Origin of the sequence: Mucilaginibacter glaciei (genome assembly GCF_014773245.1) — a bacterium.
Classification (GTDB): domain Bacteria; phylum Bacteroidota; class Bacteroidia; order Sphingobacteriales; family Sphingobacteriaceae; genus Mucilaginibacter; species Mucilaginibacter glaciei.
In genome coordinates, this window is record NZ_JACWMX010000003.1 from 252,304 (window position 1) to 268,825 (window position 16,522).

At 43.5% G+C, this 16,522-nt stretch carries 14 protein-coding genes; 9 read left to right on the forward strand and 5 right to left on the reverse strand.

Annotated elements, in window-relative coordinates:
• Positions 1-196 precede the first annotated feature (196 nt).
• The 5 genes from IDJ76_RS08695 to IDJ76_RS08715 all read left to right on the forward strand — a co-directional run bounded on the left by IDJ76_RS08695 (position 197) and on the right by IDJ76_RS08715 (position 8,214).
• Positions 197-688 carry a hypothetical protein gene (locus tag IDJ76_RS08695; protein ID WP_191162828.1) on the forward strand — a complete coding sequence of 164 codons (492 nt, stop codon included), beginning with the start codon at positions 197-199 and terminating at the stop codon, positions 686-688.
• A 21-nt stretch (positions 689-709) separates the two neighbouring features.
• Positions 710-1,642: a bestrophin family protein gene (locus IDJ76_RS08700; RefSeq protein WP_191162830.1), complete on the forward strand. Its 933-nt coding sequence runs from the start codon at positions 710-712 to the stop codon at positions 1,640-1,642.
• Positions 1,643-1,939: 297 nt separating this feature from the next.
• On the forward strand, positions 1,940-3,247 hold the full coding sequence (locus IDJ76_RS08705) for an MFS transporter (RefSeq protein WP_191162832.1): 1,308 nt from the start codon (positions 1,940-1,942) through the stop codon (positions 3,245-3,247).
• A 247-nt stretch (positions 3,248-3,494) separates the two neighbouring features.
• On the forward strand, positions 3,495-6,176 hold the full coding sequence (locus IDJ76_RS08710; protein WP_191162835.1) for a valine--tRNA ligase: 2,682 nt from the start codon (positions 3,495-3,497) through the stop codon (positions 6,174-6,176).
• Positions 6,177-6,495: 319 nt separating this feature from the next.
• Entirely contained in the window at positions 6,496-8,214 is a 1,719-nt protein-coding gene (locus IDJ76_RS08715) for an ATP-binding protein (protein ID WP_191162837.1), read from the forward strand.
• Positions 8,215-8,220: 6 nt separating this feature from the next.
• Here the strand turns inward: IDJ76_RS08715 and IDJ76_RS08720 are convergent, their stop codons facing one another.
• Positions 8,221-8,679: a type I restriction enzyme HsdR N-terminal domain-containing protein gene (locus tag IDJ76_RS08720; protein ID WP_191162840.1), complete on the reverse strand. Its 459-nt coding sequence runs from the start codon at positions 8,677-8,679 to the stop codon at positions 8,221-8,223.
• 99 nt (positions 8,680-8,778) lie between these two features.
• On the opposite strand from IDJ76_RS08720, the gene holA reads away from it, so the two are divergent.
• The 3 genes from holA to IDJ76_RS08735 all read left to right on the forward strand — a co-directional run bounded on the left by holA (position 8,779) and on the right by IDJ76_RS08735 (position 10,585).
• Complete coding sequence (gene holA, locus IDJ76_RS08725; RefSeq protein ID WP_191162841.1) at positions 8,779-9,801, forward strand: DNA polymerase III subunit delta; 1,023 nt, start codon at positions 8,779-8,781, stop codon at positions 9,799-9,801.
• A 114-nt stretch (positions 9,802-9,915) separates the two neighbouring features.
• Positions 9,916-10,110 carry a hypothetical protein gene (locus tag IDJ76_RS08730; RefSeq protein WP_191162844.1) on the forward strand — a complete coding sequence of 65 codons (195 nt, stop codon included), beginning with the start codon at positions 9,916-9,918 and terminating at the stop codon, positions 10,108-10,110.
• Between the two features lie 67 nt (positions 10,111-10,177).
• Entirely contained in the window at positions 10,178-10,585 is a 408-nt protein-coding gene (locus IDJ76_RS08735; protein WP_191162847.1) for an EVE domain-containing protein, read from the forward strand.
• Positions 10,586-10,593: 8 nt separating this feature from the next.
• On the opposite strand, the gene IDJ76_RS08740 is transcribed toward IDJ76_RS08735, so the two are convergent.
• The 4 genes from IDJ76_RS08740 to IDJ76_RS08755 form a co-directional block, all read right to left on the reverse strand.
• Positions 10,594-11,118 (reverse strand): acyl-CoA thioesterase, encoded by a 525-nt coding sequence (locus IDJ76_RS08740; RefSeq protein WP_191162849.1) that lies wholly within the window; start codon positions 11,116-11,118, stop codon positions 10,594-10,596.
• A gap of 31 nt (positions 11,119-11,149) precedes the next feature.
• Entirely contained in the window at positions 11,150-12,409 is a 1,260-nt protein-coding gene (locus tag IDJ76_RS08745) for a type IX secretion system plug protein (RefSeq protein ID WP_191162851.1), read from the reverse strand.
• Between the two features lie 154 nt (positions 12,410-12,563).
• On the reverse strand, positions 12,564-14,486 hold the full coding sequence (locus tag IDJ76_RS08750; protein ID WP_191162853.1) for an ABC-F family ATP-binding cassette domain-containing protein: 1,923 nt from the start codon (positions 14,484-14,486) through the stop codon (positions 12,564-12,566).
• Positions 14,487-14,613: 127 nt separating this feature from the next.
• Complete coding sequence (locus IDJ76_RS08755; protein WP_191162855.1) at positions 14,614-15,378, reverse strand: SGNH/GDSL hydrolase family protein; 765 nt, start codon at positions 15,376-15,378, stop codon at positions 14,614-14,616.
• A gap of 96 nt (positions 15,379-15,474) precedes the next feature.
• On the opposite strand from IDJ76_RS08755, the gene IDJ76_RS08760 reads away from it, so the two are divergent.
• Positions 15,475-16,512 carry a quinone-dependent dihydroorotate dehydrogenase gene (locus tag IDJ76_RS08760; protein ID WP_191162857.1) on the forward strand — a complete coding sequence of 346 codons (1,038 nt, stop codon included), beginning with the start codon at positions 15,475-15,477 and terminating at the stop codon, positions 16,510-16,512.
• Positions 16,513-16,522 lie beyond the last annotated feature (10 nt).

The window sequence follows — 16,522 nt, forward strand, 5'->3', positions numbered from 1 at the left end:
AGTTTCTAATAAATGATTAAGATTAAAAAGGATTTCCTGATTCGGATAAAAAATATAGGCATAATCCCCTTTGATTGTACGTTTGTACAGCAATTATTCTAATGAACTTCTAATAACCCTCTCATCAGGTTTTAATGAGTGTGATGTTGATTTGTATAAGTAATCAATACAGCATTAACATCTAACATCATAACCTATGAAAACCATATTAATCCCAACAGATTACCAGGCCATATCATTAAACAGCGTGGACGCTGTTTGCAGCCAACTAAAGGGCGAAGACCTGAACTTGATTTTTATACACCTTTTTAAATTATCAGACTCTGTTACCGATCTGCTTATGTTAAGCAATCGCAGCCGCGAATATGAAAAGGTAAACGATGCATTTTACGAGCGCCTTACCCGCATGCAAGCCCAGTACCCGCAAATAAAGAGCGTAAGGATAGAGTTTTTTTATGGTAGCACCTTAAGCATGTTCAGGAACTTTTTAGAAGCCAACGAAGTGGATGCAGTTGCTTATGACCAAAACAGTGCCGCTAACCCTATCCATAAATCAAGTATCGATCCATCGGTGTTGGTAAGTAAAACGGGGTTGCCGATTATCAGCACTACAAACAAAACTTATGCAAGGGTTAAGAAAACCGAGTTTGCGCCTGCGTACCGCCAGCAGCAATTGGCAGAAATTTAAATCATCGCTAAATCTTATCCTATGTTATTAAAAGAAAATATTCCCGTACGTTACATCTTTGGGAAGATAAAAAAAGAAGTGTTGATGGTAACGGTTTACTCGGTATTCATTGCCATTATATATAACAATTTTCATGTAACCCGTATCTCTATCCCTATTGCGGTGCCCACTATTTTGGGTACCATTATATCGCTGCTACTGGCTTTCAAATCAAACCAAGCGTATGACAGGTGGTGGGAGGCGCGCACCTTATGGGGCGGTGTTGTAAACGATACACGTACCCTTACCCGCCAATTATTAACTTTTGTAGACAGCCCGTACGGCGAGGCCGAGCAAAAAGCCTTTTGCGAGCGTATGGCCAAACGGCAAATTGCCTGGTGCCATAGTTTAAGTCATCATTTACGAGGGCAAGACTCTTTACAGGGCTTGGAAAAGCTGATCAGTACCGAAGATATAGAGCACATTAAAAAGTATAATAACGTACCGATGGCATTACTTGAACTGCAGGGTGCCGATTTGCGCAGTGCCTATAAGCTCGGTTGGATCAATGAATTTCAGCAAGTACAAATGGATGAAACACTTTCTCGTTTCAGCAACGAAATGGGCGGTTGCGAGCGGATCAAGAACACAGTATTCCCGGCTACATATAGCACGTACATACACTTCTCAGTATTGTTGTTCATCTTGTTGCTGCCATTTGGTTTGATTGAGTTTTTCGGCGTGGTGGAGGTGCCTTTGGTTATTGCGATAGCATCATCTTTTTTCCTGATAGAGGCAATGGCTATTCACCTGCAAGATCCGTTCGAGAATAAACCTACCGATACACCAACCACTACCATATCGCGCACCATTGAGCGGGACATTAAGCAAATGCTGAAAGAGAACTTCAAGCAGGATGACGAAGTGCCGGCGGGTGCGTCATATAACCAGGCAAAAATATTCTACATTCTTTAACGAGATTCTTAATAGTTCGTAATAGTTAATTATGGGGCCGCCTTCAGTAAGCGGCCCCTCTTTTATTACACAAGTTTTAATATCATAGCGGCATTGTTTAGTGTCGGCTTTTTTGTGCTATAACGTTTTCGTAGATTTTTGCAGGGCGATTAGCAGATAGTCGGCGTAAACTGGTAATATCGCATAATCAATTAACCTGAGCTACTAAAATTCATTTAAATACAACCAACGCAGTAGCGCAAGCTTTGTATTGAGGTGTTATTTTGGGCGACTGATTGAAACCAATTTATCTAAACTATGGAACAAAAATCTACAGGCAACTACCGCTGGACCATTTGCGGGTTGATGTTTTTTGCTACAACCATCAACTATATGGACCGGCAGGTAATAGCCCTGTTAAAGCCCTACCTCACTACCGAATTTAAATGGACATCTGGCGACTATGCCGATATCGAGATAGCCTTTAAAGTAGCTTATGCTTTGGGTATGCTGGGTGTTGGCCGGGTGATAGATAAGTTGGGCACAAAGATAGGCTACGGTATTTTTGCTGGTTTATGGAGTGTTGCCGCGGTATTGCATGCAGCAGTTACCAGTACATTGGGTTTTATATTTGCGCGCACTTTTTTAGGAGTAACCGAAGCAGGCAACTTTCCTGCAGCAATAAAAACTACTGCCGAGTGGTTTCCACGCAAAGAACGGGCTTTCGCTACCGGGATCTTCAACTCAGGCTCTAACATAGGGGCAATTATCGCCCCGTTATCCGTTCCGTTCATTGCCGAAACTTACGGTTGGCAGGTAGCCTTTATCATAACCGGCGCATTGGGCTTTGTATGGCTGGTACTTTGGTTCATGATCTATCAGCCTCCTGCCCAGCATAAACGGTTATCTAAAGCGGAATTCGATTATATTCACAGTGATGTAGATGACCTGGCGGCGGTGGCGGTATCTGCTGATGAGCCCCGTATTACCTGGCGACAACTATTGGTTTACAAGCAAACCTGGGCCTTTGTTATCGGTAAATTCATGACCGACCCTATTTGGTGGTTCTACCTTTTCTGGCTGCCTGATTTTTTGAACAAGCAATATGGTTTGGGGCCTACGCAGGTAGCTGTTCCGGTGGCACTGGTATATGTAATGTCGAGTTTTGGGAGTATAGGCGGCGGTTGGCTGCCGCTCGAATTAATGAAACGCAACTGGCCGGTGTTTAATGCGCGAAAAACGTCTATGCTCATTTATGCCTTACTTATTATACCTATTGTACTTACCCAGTATCTGGGCAGTATGAATATGTGGTTTGCCATATTGCTGATAGGTTTGGCTGCTGCTGCGCACCAGGCTTGGAGCGCTAATATATTTACCACCGTATCTGACGTATTTCCTAAAAAGGCGGTGGCATCTGTAACCGGTATTGGCGGCATGGCAGGCGGGGTAGGTGCTGTGCTGTTAACACTATTAGTGCAAAAACGCATGTTTGTTTACTACGAAAAGTTAAATCAATTGCCCAAGGCCTATTACATTATGTTTATCATCTGTTCGCTGGCATACATTGCGGCATGGGGCATTATGTTTACGTTGGTACGTTCAAGCAAACCGATAAAGTTATAGGCAGATATTTTTCTGCGGTTTTTAATATGACGTTTTTTCAACCTAACTCCTTTCTCCTTCTCGGGAGCAGGAAGCACAGTTTTTTAACTTTTCCAAATCCGCCCGCACTAATCCGAAACTGCTATCTGCTTTCAATGGATTTGCCGGGTTGGTTCAATCTGCGTTATGCTTAACCGAGCTAAGGGCCTTCAAGACAATCTGTAAGTTAAATTCCATCATTAGCGGCAAATAGTTATTTTTGCAAACTATGGATATTGCTAAAACATATCTGCCCAAACAAGCAGAAGATAAATGGTACAAGTACTGGCTAGAACATAACTTTTTCAGGTCGGTGCCTGATGAGCGCGAGCCGTATACCATCGTTATCCCGCCGCCAAATGTTACTGGCGTACTTCATATGGGCCATATGCTCAACAATACTATACAGGATGTGCTGATACGCCGCGCCCGTATGAAGGGCAAAAATGCCTGCTGGGTTCCCGGTACAGATCATGCCAGCATTGCCACCGAAGCAAAGGTAGTGGCCATGCTCAAAGAACGCGGTATCAACAAAAAAGATTTAAGCCGCGATGAGTTCCTGGCTTATGCCCTGGAATGGAAAGATAAATACGGCGGTATCATCCTTGAGCAGCTGAAAAAATTAGGTGCCTCGTGCGATTGGGAACGTACCAAGTTCACCATGGATGAGGATATGTCTGAATCTGTTATCGATTACTTTGTACACCTGCATAAAAAAGGCTGGATCTATCGTGGCGTACGCATGGTTAACTGGGACCCGCAAGGTAAAACCGCGGTAAGTGACGAAGAGGTTATCCGTAAAGAAGTAAACCAAAAGCTGTATTACATTAAGTATGAGGTTGTATCGACAAATGTTCAGAAAGAAACAAATCATGTCGCTAATCCTACCGAATATCTTACGATAGCTACCACTCGCCCGGAAACCATTATGGCCGATGCGGCGATATGTATTAACCCGAATGACGAGCGTTACACACATTTACACGGTAGGCAGGTATATATACCTTTAATCAATCGCATGATCCCGGTGATACTGGACGAGTATGTAACTATGGATTTTGGTACAGGCTGTTTAAAGGTTACCCCGGCGCATGATCTGAACGATTACGAGTTGGGGCAGAAACATAAATTACAGATCATCGATATTTTAAATGATGATGCAACGCTGAACGAAAAGGCGCAGATCCTGATAGGCGAGGACCGTTTCATTGCCCGTAAAAAGATCGCGGTATTATTGGAAGAAGCCGGTGCTTTGGACAAAATGGAGGATTATACCTCACAAATTGGTTTCAGCGAACGTACCAATGCCGCTATCGAGCCCAAACTGTCTATGCAGTGGTTTTGCAAAATGAAAGAGCTAGCCGGCCCTGCTTTGGATTATGTGCTGAATGGCGAGGTGAAACTGATCCCCGAAAAATTTATTAATACCTACCGGCACTGGATGGAAAACGTGCGCGACTGGAATATCAGTCGCCAGTTATGGTGGGGTCAACAGATCCCGGCGTACTATCTGCCAAATGGAGAATTCGTGGTAGCAAAAACTAAGGAAGAAGCATTGGTTGAAGCCCAGGCTATCGACCCTAAATTTACTTTGAGTGACCTAACGCAGGAGGAAGATGTTTTAGATACATGGTTCTCATCGGGCTTGTGGCCTATATCGGTATTCGACGGTGTGCGTAACCCGGATAATGCTGAGATCAACTACTATTATCCCACAAATGACCTGGTAACCGCTCCCGAGATCTTATTCTTTTGGGTGGCCCGGATGATCATGTCTGGATATGAGCTGCGCGGACAAAAACCATTCAACAATGTGTATTTAACCGGGATAGTGCGGGATAAACTGGGCCGAAAAATGTCCAAATCTTTAGGTAACTCGCCCGATCCTTTAGACCTGATAGACCAGTATGGTGCCGATGGCGTTCGTGTAGGTATGCTGTTATGCTCGCCCGCAGGAAACGACCTGATGTTTGATGAAAAATATTGCAAGCAGGGTAGCGGCTTTGCCAACAAAATATGGAATGCCTTTAAACTGATAAAAGGCTGGCAGGTTGACCCCAATTTGGTATCAAACAACCAGGTTGCGATCAACTGGTTCGAGAGCCGGTTTAACCAGGCCTTAATTGATATCGAAAGCGATTTTGCCCAGTACCGCCTGTCGGAAGCTTTAATGGCAACCTATAAATTGGTTTGGGATGATTTCTGTGCCTGGTATTTGGAAATGATTAAGCCCGTTTATCAGCAAGGGGTAGAAAAGCAAAGTATAGATGAACCCACCTATCGGGCCACCATAGCTTTCTTTGAAAATATTTTAAAGGTGCTGCACCCCTTCATGCCATTTTTAACTGAGGAACTTTGGCACGACGAATTATTTGGCCAGCGGGAAGACCTGGACTGTTGCATTGTAGCACAATTACCAACTAACGGGAAAGTAAATACCCAATTGAAAACTGAATTGGAAGTTATACAGCAAATTATAACACAAGTCAGAAATATTCGCAGCAGTAAAGGGTTGTCGCCTAACATGGCGTTACCCTTGGCTGTTAAAGTAACATCAAAAATTGATTATGAGAAAAAATATTGGCCGATAATTAAACAGTTGGGCAATATAAGTCAATTAACAGAGGTTAATGGAGCGGTTAATGGAGCGAATAATTTCATCATTGGAACAGACGAATTTTTTATTACTCTTAATTTAAACGTTGATGTTGCTGCGGAAATCGAACGTTTTGAAAAAGAAGAAGATTATTTAATTGGGTTTTTAAGATCAGTTCAAGCTAAGTTAAGCAACGAACGTTTTATTGCAAATGCTAAATCGGAGATTGTTGAAAACGAATTAAAAAAGAAAGCTGACGCCGAAGCAAGGCTGGAAATGGTCAGAGCAAATTTGAGAGGGTTACGCGACGAGTAGCATTTAAGAATTCAGTTTTTTAGGTAAGTGCCAACAACATAAGTTGTTTTGGCAAATTAATTGCAGTACCCTAATGCTTAGCGCGACCTGTTTGTTGCAAAAAACGTATATTAAACGACCAATTTGTAACAGCTGTAAATTAGACCCTGCAATTTATTAACGAGTGGATTTTTTCAATTTTTCAATTTATAAAATTCTAAATAAAGACCAGTCAATTCTTGACCAGGCCCGCATTCGCTTGTTATATTATGGCTGTGTGCTATGCTTTGTCGCGCTGGGCGCGCTCTTTTTAAGCGTTTCGTTACAGGGGCTCCCCATCATGACATACACCACAGCCATTCTACTGGTTGTTGTTGCCGGGCTATTTAAATACCTTACCTACAAGCCCGAGTGGCGCATTATATCGCATATGCTGCTTATAGTGGGTACGCTGGTTAATTTGTTTTCGGTGTTTTTTATCATGCAGGATGTAAACCTCATCACTATCCAGATCATCATTCTGGTAATTGTGTTTAGCTTTTATATGCTAGGGCAAAACTGGGGCATGTTTTTTTCGTTGTTTAACTTACTGCCCGTACTGCTATTCCTGGTGATGAAGTATGATCATAACTATTACATTGATTTTAAGCCCGAAAAGTCTGACGAGTCGACTACTATTATTGGCGTATTCGCCAATTTTATATTGATCATCTTTATCCACAGCCACTTTTATACCGCCTTCATAAAAAATATAAAGATGCTCAAGGAAACGGGCGAGGAGCAGGCCGCTTTGAACATTGAATTTGAAAAGGCAATTGTAAAGGCCGAAAAATCATCGCAGGTACAATCGGAATTTTTGTCTACCATGTCGCATGAGATCCGTACACCGTTAAACGCGGTGATCGGGATGAGCAATTTGCTGATGATGAACAGCCCGCGCCCTGATCAGAACGAGAACCTCGATATCTTGAAGTTCTCTGCCAACAATTTGCTGGCCATTGTAAATGACGTGCTCGATTTCAACAAGATAGAATCAGGGAAAGTAGTATTCGAAAAGATCAAATTCAACCTTGTAGATCTGATGCACAACATATGCGGCGGGCAGATCATCAAAGCCGAAGAAAAAGGCTTATTATTTAAGCTGGATGTTGACAGTGCCCTGCGCAAAAAAGTGATCTTTGGCGACCCAACGCGTTTGACCCAGATCATTTTTAACCTGATAAGCAACGCTATTAAATTTACCGCACAGGGCAATATATGGGTGCGGGTAACCTGTTTGGAAGATAGACATAACAATATTACTATTGGCTTTTCTGTAAAAGATACCGGTATCGGGATTAAAAAAGATAACCTGGAAAGTATATTTGAGCCGTTTACCCAGGAGTCTATTAGTACTACACGCCAGTATGGTGGTACGGGATTGGGCTTGGCCATTGTAAAAAGGCTGTTAGAGTTGCAAGGCTTACACATGCACGTTAACAGTAAGGTAAACGAAGGCTCAGAATTTTCATTTAATATGGAGTTCCCGGTTTCGACCGAGGTAACCCCTGCTGAAAGACGCGCCCCGGCTATGCAAACTTTATCGGCACCTTTAGCTAACGGATCGGCAGTCTTACCGGCTAATGGTTCGCCTGTTTCTGCGGCCTCTCCGCCAGTCGTTCCCGAGCAGGCGGAGGTATTAAGCGGATCTTTACGCGTGCTGATCGCCGAGGATAACCCGGTAAACGTGATGCTGATGAAGAAGCTGTTCAGTAAGTGGAAGATAATACCTACCATTGCCGAGAATGGCGAGCGCGCGGTAGAAATTATACAGTACGGAAACTTTGATATTATATTAATGGACTTGCAAATGCCGGTAATGAACGGTTTTGATGCTACTATCGAGATCCGTAAAATGCCTGACCCCGCCAAAGCAAACATTCCTATCATTGCGTTAACCGCGTCGGCGTTGTTTGATATCAAAGACCAGGTAACCGCCGCCGGGATGAATGGCTACATAGCCAAGCCCTTTAAACCAGAAGAACTGATGGACAAGATCCAAAGCCTCGTAAACGCTTAAAACCAGTTACAGGGTCTTGTAATTGGGTAATTCTTCTAAAAATTTATAAGTTTCCGTGTCGAAATCTATAAGGCAATAATAATGTTGTAGCCCGTTGCTTACTACTAGTAGTGGCACTTTATGCACAATGTTATAACGTGCGGCCTGATCAAACGTGGCCTGGTTGATAGATACACCGGGGGCTTTACATTCTACCAGTAAAATCTTTTGTCCCGTTGAATTGAATACTACAATGTCTGTTCGTTTGGCTTGACCGTTCAGTTTGAGCCCGCCTTCCAGTTTAATTAATGATTTAGGGTACTGCTTATGTTTAATTAAATATTGTACAAAATGCTGCCTAACCCATTCTTCTGGGGTTAGGATAATGGTGCGTTTCCTAATTTCATCAAACAAACTTAACTGGCCGTTATGGTCGGTTAACTTAAAGGGGTGGGGTGGGAGGTTGAGCGGAATTAGCAGGTCCATTACAAAGCCAAAAGTAGAAAGTAAAAATTCAAAAAAGTAGTTTATTATTCCACAACCCGCACTTTTCGCTTTTTAGTTTTTTACTTTTGACTTATCCTCATGACTGCGCCCGAAATTATAAAAGATCTTAAAGCCCGCAAATTTAAACCGCTGTACCTGCTGCACGGTGAAGAACCTTATTTTATTGATCTGATAAGTAATTATGTGGAACATCAAGTACTGTCAGATGCTGAAAAAGGCTTCAATCAAACCGTATTGTATGGAAAAGATACCGACGTAATGACGGCCATCAACGCGGCTAAACGTTACCCAATGATGAGTGACTACCAGGTGGTGCTGGTGAAGGAAGCCCAGGATATGAAGTGGGGTAAAGACGATGACGACAAAAAGAGCATTAACCCGCTTTTGGCTTATCTCGAAAACCCGTTGTCAAGCACTATCCTGGTGTTTTGCTATAAATACGGCAAGTTTGATAAGCGCAAAAAAACCTACAAGGCGATTGATAAGAACGGGCTGATATTTGAATCGGCGGCTTTATATGATAGTAAGATCCCGGCTTGGATAGAAAGTTATATTACCGGCAAAAAATATAAGATCAACCCGCAGGCATCGGCCATGTTATCGGAATATTTAGGGAACGACCTGTCCAAAATAGCTAATGAGTTAGAGAAGCTTGTGCTTAACGTTAGCCCCGGCGAAGAGATCACCCTCAAACATATTCATGATAACATTGGAATTAGCAAAGAGTACAATGTATTTGAGCTGCAATCGGCACTTACCCGCAAAGAAATTTACAAGGTAAACCAGATAGTGAATTACTTTGAAGCCAACCCCAAAGCCAACCCTATAGTGCTTGTTTTAGGCAACCTGAATAACTTTTTTAGCAAAGTGCTTGCCTATCATTACATAAAAGACCGCACGCCGCAAAACCTGGCAAGAGAGCTTGGTGTTAGTCCTTATTTTTTAAAGGATTATGAGCAGGCAGCGCGGGGCTATAACCTGGGTAAAACTTTCCAGGTGATCAGTTACCTGCGCGAGTATGACGTGAAAAGTAAAGGTGTTGACTCAAACACCGATCATGGCGGTTTGATGAAAGAGCTGATGTTTAAAATTCTCCATTGATGGGTGCGTTTCAGCGGGTGGATGTTTCACTTTAACACTCGTTAATATTTGATTGAAAGTTAAGCTAACCTATTGTGCTGCTTTAGCGTAATAGGGGCTAACTAAAATCACCGTATGAATATTTATTATACTACAGGTATCATTATTTTAAGTCTCGCAGGAATTCTTATTGCCGGCGTAATATTCTTTAGTTTTTTAAAGTACATCAAAAAGCACTACTACCCAAACTGGAAATTCCCTGATTATATAAGCGTAGGCTATGCGGAATACCTTTATTATAAATTTATAAAAAGAGGCCAAGACCACTAACACAAATACTTGGGCCACTTTTCAATGTCTCGTATTTTTCTCATTTTTGCAGCTTCAAACATACTACATGAACCATTGGCTTGTAAAATCAGAACCGTTTAAATATAGTTGGGAAAAATTCAACCAGGAGGGCCGTACGTTTTGGGATGGCGTACGTAATTACCAGGCACGTAATAATCTGCGCGACATGAAAGAGGGCGACCTGGTGATGTGGTACCACAGCAACGAGGGCAAGGAAATTGTAGGTATTGCCCGCGTAGTAAAAGAATCCTACCAGGATCCCACCACCGATGATAAGAATTGGGTAGTGGTTGACCTGGTGCCGGTGGAAAGCCTTAAACGCGCCGTAACTTTAGAAGAAATAAAAGCTGACGAGCGTTTAAAAGATATTGGGCTGGTGAGGCAGGGCCGTTTATCTGTAATGCCGGTAAAGCGCGAAGAGTTTGACAGGATCCTGGAAATGTCGGCTCAATAAGCTTCGGCTTATTTCTTTTCAGTGCCAAAGAACAATGCCTTCAGTTCGGTAGCGTCATCCGGTTTCATTTTTCCGCCTAAAATTAGCCGTACCTGTCTGCGGCGTAATGCGCCTTCGAATAGTTCAACTTCGGTATCAGTCTCCGGTATAAGCGCAGGGACAGGTATGGTATGGCCATCCTGATCTAAAGCGACAAAGGTGTAATAAGCTTCATTACTTTTTTTGCGCGTGCCCGATGGGATATTCTCTGCAAATACATCCATCTTAACTTCAACAGAGGTGGTAAACGCCCGGCTTACTTTTGCTTCGATAGTGATTACATCACCTAATTTAATTGGGTGATGAAAAGATACATTATCTACCGATGCCGTTACTACTACCCGGTTACAATGTTTTTGCGCGGATATAGCAGCGGCAATATCCATCCAGTAAAGTAAACGTCCCCCCATCAAATTATTAAAGGTGTTGGTATCGTTGGGCAATACCAACTCGTTCATGATAGTGAATGATTCTTTAGGCGCTTTTCCGTTCATACGGCAAAGATAGGTTTTGGTGCGGATATTTTTACGGCTTTGCAGTATTCAGCAAGCTGTAGCCCACCAATTCTTCCCAGCGGGAGCCGGGCGGGCGGTAGTAAACCAGCAATTGATATTCGTTCTCGGTTTCAAAGTAGTTGCCTTCTAACAATGTATCATCTATTTTCTTGGTGGCATTGCTCACCCAAATATATTGATAGTCATACACGCCTTGTTTTAAGAGCAAATGCGTATAAAAGCGGCCGCGGCTGTCAAATTCCATGCGGCTATTCTCGTCAATCTTGTAATCGTTAAACTGGCCGATGATGTACGGAGTGCCATCGTCTGGCGGGCGGTTGGCGGCAAGACTAAAATATACGTGCGCATAATCAGCGTCGGTGCGCGAATCGCGGCCATCCTGGTTGTAAATAAAGAATTTACCGTCGTTGTCATACAGCAAAGTATAATTGGGTAAATCGCGGGGCGGGTCGCCTAAAAGCATCACGGTATTGGCGGTGTCTTTATAGATCCTGGCCACCCGTTCAGAGTTTAACTTTAAGGTGCGGATATCGAAGTGCCTGAACTCGTTACGGCCTGCAAAATCATTAATGGTAACATCATTATAAACGAGTTGGTTGTTACGTACATAGGTGGGCGTGGCGTTTAATCTGCCGGTCTCTGGCCGGGTGTTCTGCATCACCATCACCCGGAGATCTGTATTAGGGTTTTGTACATTTAAACCGGCATACTGCACCGTAAAGTTCACTTTTTGATTGGTACGCCGTAATGCCACATTATTTGAAGCCAACACATTTGCCGCTATAGACACCTTTGAATTGACCACGTAAAGCCTGCGGGTAAGCAATAACCTGGTAGGGTCGTTATTCTCGTAAACTTTCAGGATGTAGTTGCCAGGTAGCTTTGGGGCTATGTTTTGATTGGGTAGTTTGATCTCGTAATGCGTATATTTTTGAAACGTGCCCGATGAGTACGTGTAATCAAAGATCCTGTCTTCGGTAAAGGATTGCAGGTACTCGGCAGGGGACAGGCGCGACGAATTCCAGTTGGCATCACAATGCTCAATAGTGTAGTTAACGGTGCGGCTGCTGCCGCTTAAGTCGTCAAAGCCCAACACCACCTGGTCGGTTGAGTTTAAACCGATGATAGGGAAGGAGGATTGTTTGGATGTATTATAAAACTCAACGCTTTTGATCTCGTGCCGGTAAACGCCGTTGGCATAGGGTGTTTGGGCGTTTAAGTTGCTTGCGATAAAAAGCGCGCCGATGAAAAGTAGGAGGGCGTTTTTCATTGTTACAATAATACGTAATCGCGCTTAACTTATTATTTATTTACAACCATGTCATTGCGAACGACTGTGCGGTAATCTCATCCTTTGCAAAGCGGTAATCCGTGGCGACGAGATTGCCACATCGCTCCGCTTCTCGCAATGATATGGTTTACTTTTACCCTTCCAATTCCATGATCTGGTCGGCTAAAGCTTCCCATTTTTGTTGAAATTCGCCCAGTTCCATTTTCTTTAATTGGTAGTTGTTATTGATCTGTTTCAGCTTTTCGGTCTGGTTAAAGATCTTATCATCGGCTAACTGAGCTTCCAGGCTTTTTACTTCCTTTTCCAGGTCGGCAACGGTGGTTTCAATCTTAGTCAAATCCACATTGAGCATCTTAAGCTGCTGGATTTTGTTTTCGCTTTGCGGCTGTTTAACCGGCTCGGGCTTTTTCTCCTCCTTTTTAGGCTGAGGGACAGGTGCTGCAGCTTTAGGTTCTAACTTACGTTTGTCGTTCCATTCATCGTATTCGGCATAAGTGCCCGGGTATTGTTTGATCTTTTGATCCTCAATAAACCAGATCTTATTGGCCACATTATCTAAAAAGTACCTATCGTGCGATACCACGATCACAGTACCCTCATACTGTTGCAGCGCCTGGATCAGTATGTTAACCGATGCCATATCCAGGTGGTTGGTAGGCTCATCCAGTACCAGGAAGTTAGCATCAGCAGTAAGCGCCTTAGCCAGCGCTACGCGTGATTTCTCGCCACCCGACAGTACCTTAATCTTTTTAAATACATCATCGCCTGTGAACAGGAACGATCCTAAGATCGAGCGCAATTCCGTATCGGTATGTTTCGGCGCGAACGACTGCAATTCCTGCAATATCTGATGCTCGAGGTGTAAAGATTCCAACTGGTGCTGCGCAAAAAAGGTTTGCGTAACATTATGGCCGGTTTGGGCCATACCTTCATATTCCGTATCGGCCCCGGCCACAATTCGTAACAAGGTGGATTTACCTTTACCATTGGCACCAATCAACGCTATTTTATCACCTTTTTCTATGATAGCTTCGGCATTATCCAGAATATCTATCGCCGGATATTTTTTGGTGATGTGCTCCATCGTAACCACGTGCCTGCCGGATTGCCTGCTGAAACGGAAGCTGAAATTAACTTCGGGGTTATCGTCATCCACATCATCAACACGCTCCATTTTATCGAGCATCTTGATACGCGACTGCGCCATTTTTGCTTTGGAAGCCTTTGCGCGGAAACGCTCTATCAGGCGTTCCTCCTGCTTTATTTTTGATTGCTGGTTTTTAAATTCGCCTCGCTGGATCTCGGCACGCTGCGCCTTTTCTTCCAGGTAGAAAGTATAATTACCCGCATAAACGTTCAGTTTGCCCTTGCGCGATTCTACCGTGCGGTTGATCACTTTGTCCAAAAACCACCTATCGTGCGATACGATGATGATCGCGCCGCTAAATGCCTTCAGGTAATCTTCTAACCATTGAATAGAAGGTAAGTCCAGGTGATTGGTAGGCTCATCCAGTAATAAAATATCGGGTGCCTGTAAGAGTATCTTGGCCAGCATTACACGCATACGCCACCCTCCGGAGAAGGTGCTTAACTTACGCTGGCAGTCTGACTCGCTAAAGCCCAAACCCGCTAAAATTTCGTGTGCCTTGTATTCTATGTTATAGCCGTCAAGCAGTTCAAACTCATGCTGCTTATCGCTCAATTTGTTTAAAAGGTCTTCGCTATAGTCGGTTTCCAGTTTCTTTAATAATACCTCAATTTCGTCATGCAGTTGGTTTTGGCGCTCAAAAGCTTCCATGGCTACATGTACAATGTTCTTATCAGACGAGTAGGAAAGCAAATCCTGGTTAAGGTAACCCATGGTAAGGTCCTTGGCCATAGATATAGTTCCCGATGTTGGCGAATAATCACCAACGATGATCTTTAAAAGCGTTGTTTTACCGGTACCGTTTGCACCTATCAGGCCAATTTTTTCTCCCGGTTTTATATGCCAGTTAGCTTCATCATACAGGGCGCGCGCACCAATCTCGAACGTAAGGTTATTTATAGCTATCATTTGCCGCAAAGATACAGTTTTGCAGGGAGAAAATATAAAGGATGAAATGATTGAGCATAACGGGTTTAGAAGAATGCCGGGCTTTATACCGATACTCCTTTAGTAGCTGTACTACTTTGGTACTGACCTACCCTTTCACAGCTTCGAGCCAGGTTTGCGCCATTAGTTTTTCGCCGGCCACGCTGGGGTGTACACCATCTATAGTCCAATAATTAGCATCGCCGCCTTTTTGCATAGCTTTATCAAAAGCTGCCTGGTAGGCTACAAAGGGCAAGTCATATTGGTCGGCAAGATCTTTTGCGGCCTTGCGGAACAGATCGAACGTTGGGTACCAGGCACCCGTTACCGCTTTTGTACCCTTTAAGGCAAATGGTTCACAAATGATAATCTTTACACCCGGTAAGGCTTTTTGCGTGCGTTCAATAAGTGTTTTATAATCAGCAGTGTAAGTTTCTACGGTGCCTTTATATCCGTTAAGCAGCGTATGCCAATAGTCGTTGACGCCGATATGAATGCTTACCACATTTGGTTTTAGCGCAATGCAGTCTGCGTCCCAACGTTCGGCAAGCTGGTAAACTTTATTGCCGGCTATGCCGCGATTATAGATCTTAAAATTCTTATCCGGATGTTTCATTAGCAGTTCGGCAGCGGCTAAAATGGTGTAGCCACTGCCCAGCATACTTGTAGTATTTGGCTGGATAGCTTTATGGTCGCGGCCCCAATCTGTTATAGAATCGCCTTGAAAAAGTATCACGTCATTTATATTTAAACGGGCGCTTTTAGCCGATGTAACATCTGCCGATACAAGTTGCGGGATGCTTAAACCTGCGGCGGTGCCAACTGCTGCTGTTTTGATAAACCTGCGGCGTGAATTATTGAAAAAGTTCTGCATAAAACTGGTAGATGTTAATGATTTAATTGGTTCAACTAAATTACAATTTTATGGATGATGTTTAACCGTAAAAATTAAAAACGGTAAATTCGCACCATGTATCAATTGCTTAAGCCTCTTTTGTTCCTGTTCGATCCGGAGAACGTTCATCATTTTGTAACTCGAAATTTAAAACGGTTTAACAGTTTGCCGGGTGGGCAGTCATTAAGCCGGGCTGTTTGGAGCACTGAAGATAAGCAGTTGGAAAAAGAAGTTTTTGGGCTGAAGTTTAAAAACCCAGTGGGTCTTGCCGCCGGTTTTGATAAAAATGCCGAACTAATTGCTGAGATGGGTAACCTGGGTTTCGGCTTCATAGAAATTGGAACAGTTACGCCCTTGCCGCAACCCGGTAACGATAAGCCCCGTATGTTTCGCCTGCCGGCAGATGCTGCGCTTATTAACCGGATGGGCTTTAATAACCTTGGCGTTGACGTAGCTGCCGCACGTATTGCTGCTTACCGCAAAAGTTTAAGGCCCGGCCAGCAAGCATTGATCATAGGAGGGAACATCGGCAAGAATAAAATTACCCCGAACGAAGATGCGGTGAACGACTATATCAAGTGCTTTGACAGGTTGTTTGATGTGGTTGATTATTTTGTGGTAAATGTAAGCTCGCCCAATACCCCGGGCTTGCGCGAGTTGCAGGAAAAGGAGCCGCTAATGCAGCTTTTAGCCACGCTGCAGCAACGGAATATTAAAAATGGCGTAAGCAGGCCAATTCTTTTAAAAATCGCTCCTGACCTAAGTAATGAGCAATTGAATGACATCGCCGATATCGTAAAGCAAACTGGCATTGCGGGCATTATTGCCACAAATACAACTATCAGCCGTCACGGGTTAATATCCGCGCATAAATCGGAAACGGGTGGATTAAGCGGCAAACCGTTAACCGAACGGTCGACTGAAGTAATTGCGTACCTGCATCAAATATCAGAGGGCGCGTTTCCCATTATCGGTGTAGGAGGTATCCATTCTGCAGACGACGCTGCCGAAAAAATTAAAGCTGGCGCATCATTAGTGCAGTTATATACAGGTTTTATTTATGAAGGCCCGGGCTTGATCAAACGTATCTTAACAAGATTAAAAAGTTTGTAGATTTCTGCAA

Coding starts and splice junctions, on each gene's coding strand:
- IDJ76_RS08700 (WP_191162830.1), top strand. CDS start 710: ATGTTATTAAAAGAAAATATTCCCGTACGTTACATCTTTGGGAAGATA.
- IDJ76_RS08755 (WP_191162855.1), bottom strand. CDS start 15,378: ATGCAGAACTTTTTCAATAATTCACGCCGCAGGTTTATCAAAACAGCA.
- holA (WP_191162841.1), top strand. CDS start 8,779: ATGACTGCGCCCGAAATTATAAAAGATCTTAAAGCCCGCAAATTTAAA.
- IDJ76_RS08740 (WP_191162849.1), bottom strand. CDS start 11,118: ATGAACGGAAAAGCGCCTAAAGAATCATTCACTATCATGAACGAGTTG.
- IDJ76_RS08720 (WP_191162840.1), bottom strand. CDS start 8,679: ATGGACCTGCTAATTCCGCTCAACCTCCCACCCCACCCCTTTAAGTTA.
- IDJ76_RS08760 (WP_191162857.1), top strand. CDS start 15,475: ATGTATCAATTGCTTAAGCCTCTTTTGTTCCTGTTCGATCCGGAGAAC.
- IDJ76_RS08715 (WP_191162837.1), top strand. CDS start 6,496: ATGACATACACCACAGCCATTCTACTGGTTGTTGTTGCCGGGCTATTT.
- IDJ76_RS08750 (WP_191162853.1), bottom strand. CDS start 14,486: ATGATAGCTATAAATAACCTTACGTTCGAGATTGGTGCGCGCGCCCTG.
- IDJ76_RS08695 (WP_191162828.1), top strand. CDS start 197: ATGAAAACCATATTAATCCCAACAGATTACCAGGCCATATCATTAAAC.
- IDJ76_RS08735 (WP_191162847.1), top strand. CDS start 10,178: ATGAACCATTGGCTTGTAAAATCAGAACCGTTTAAATATAGTTGGGAA.
- IDJ76_RS08710 (WP_191162835.1), top strand. CDS start 3,495: ATGGATATTGCTAAAACATATCTGCCCAAACAAGCAGAAGATAAATGG.
- IDJ76_RS08745 (WP_191162851.1), bottom strand. CDS start 12,409: ATGAAAAACGCCCTCCTACTTTTCATCGGCGCGCTTTTTATCGCAAGC.
- IDJ76_RS08730 (WP_191162844.1), top strand. CDS start 9,916: ATGAATATTTATTATACTACAGGTATCATTATTTTAAGTCTCGCAGGA.
- IDJ76_RS08705 (WP_191162832.1), top strand. CDS start 1,940: ATGGAACAAAAATCTACAGGCAACTACCGCTGGACCATTTGCGGGTTG.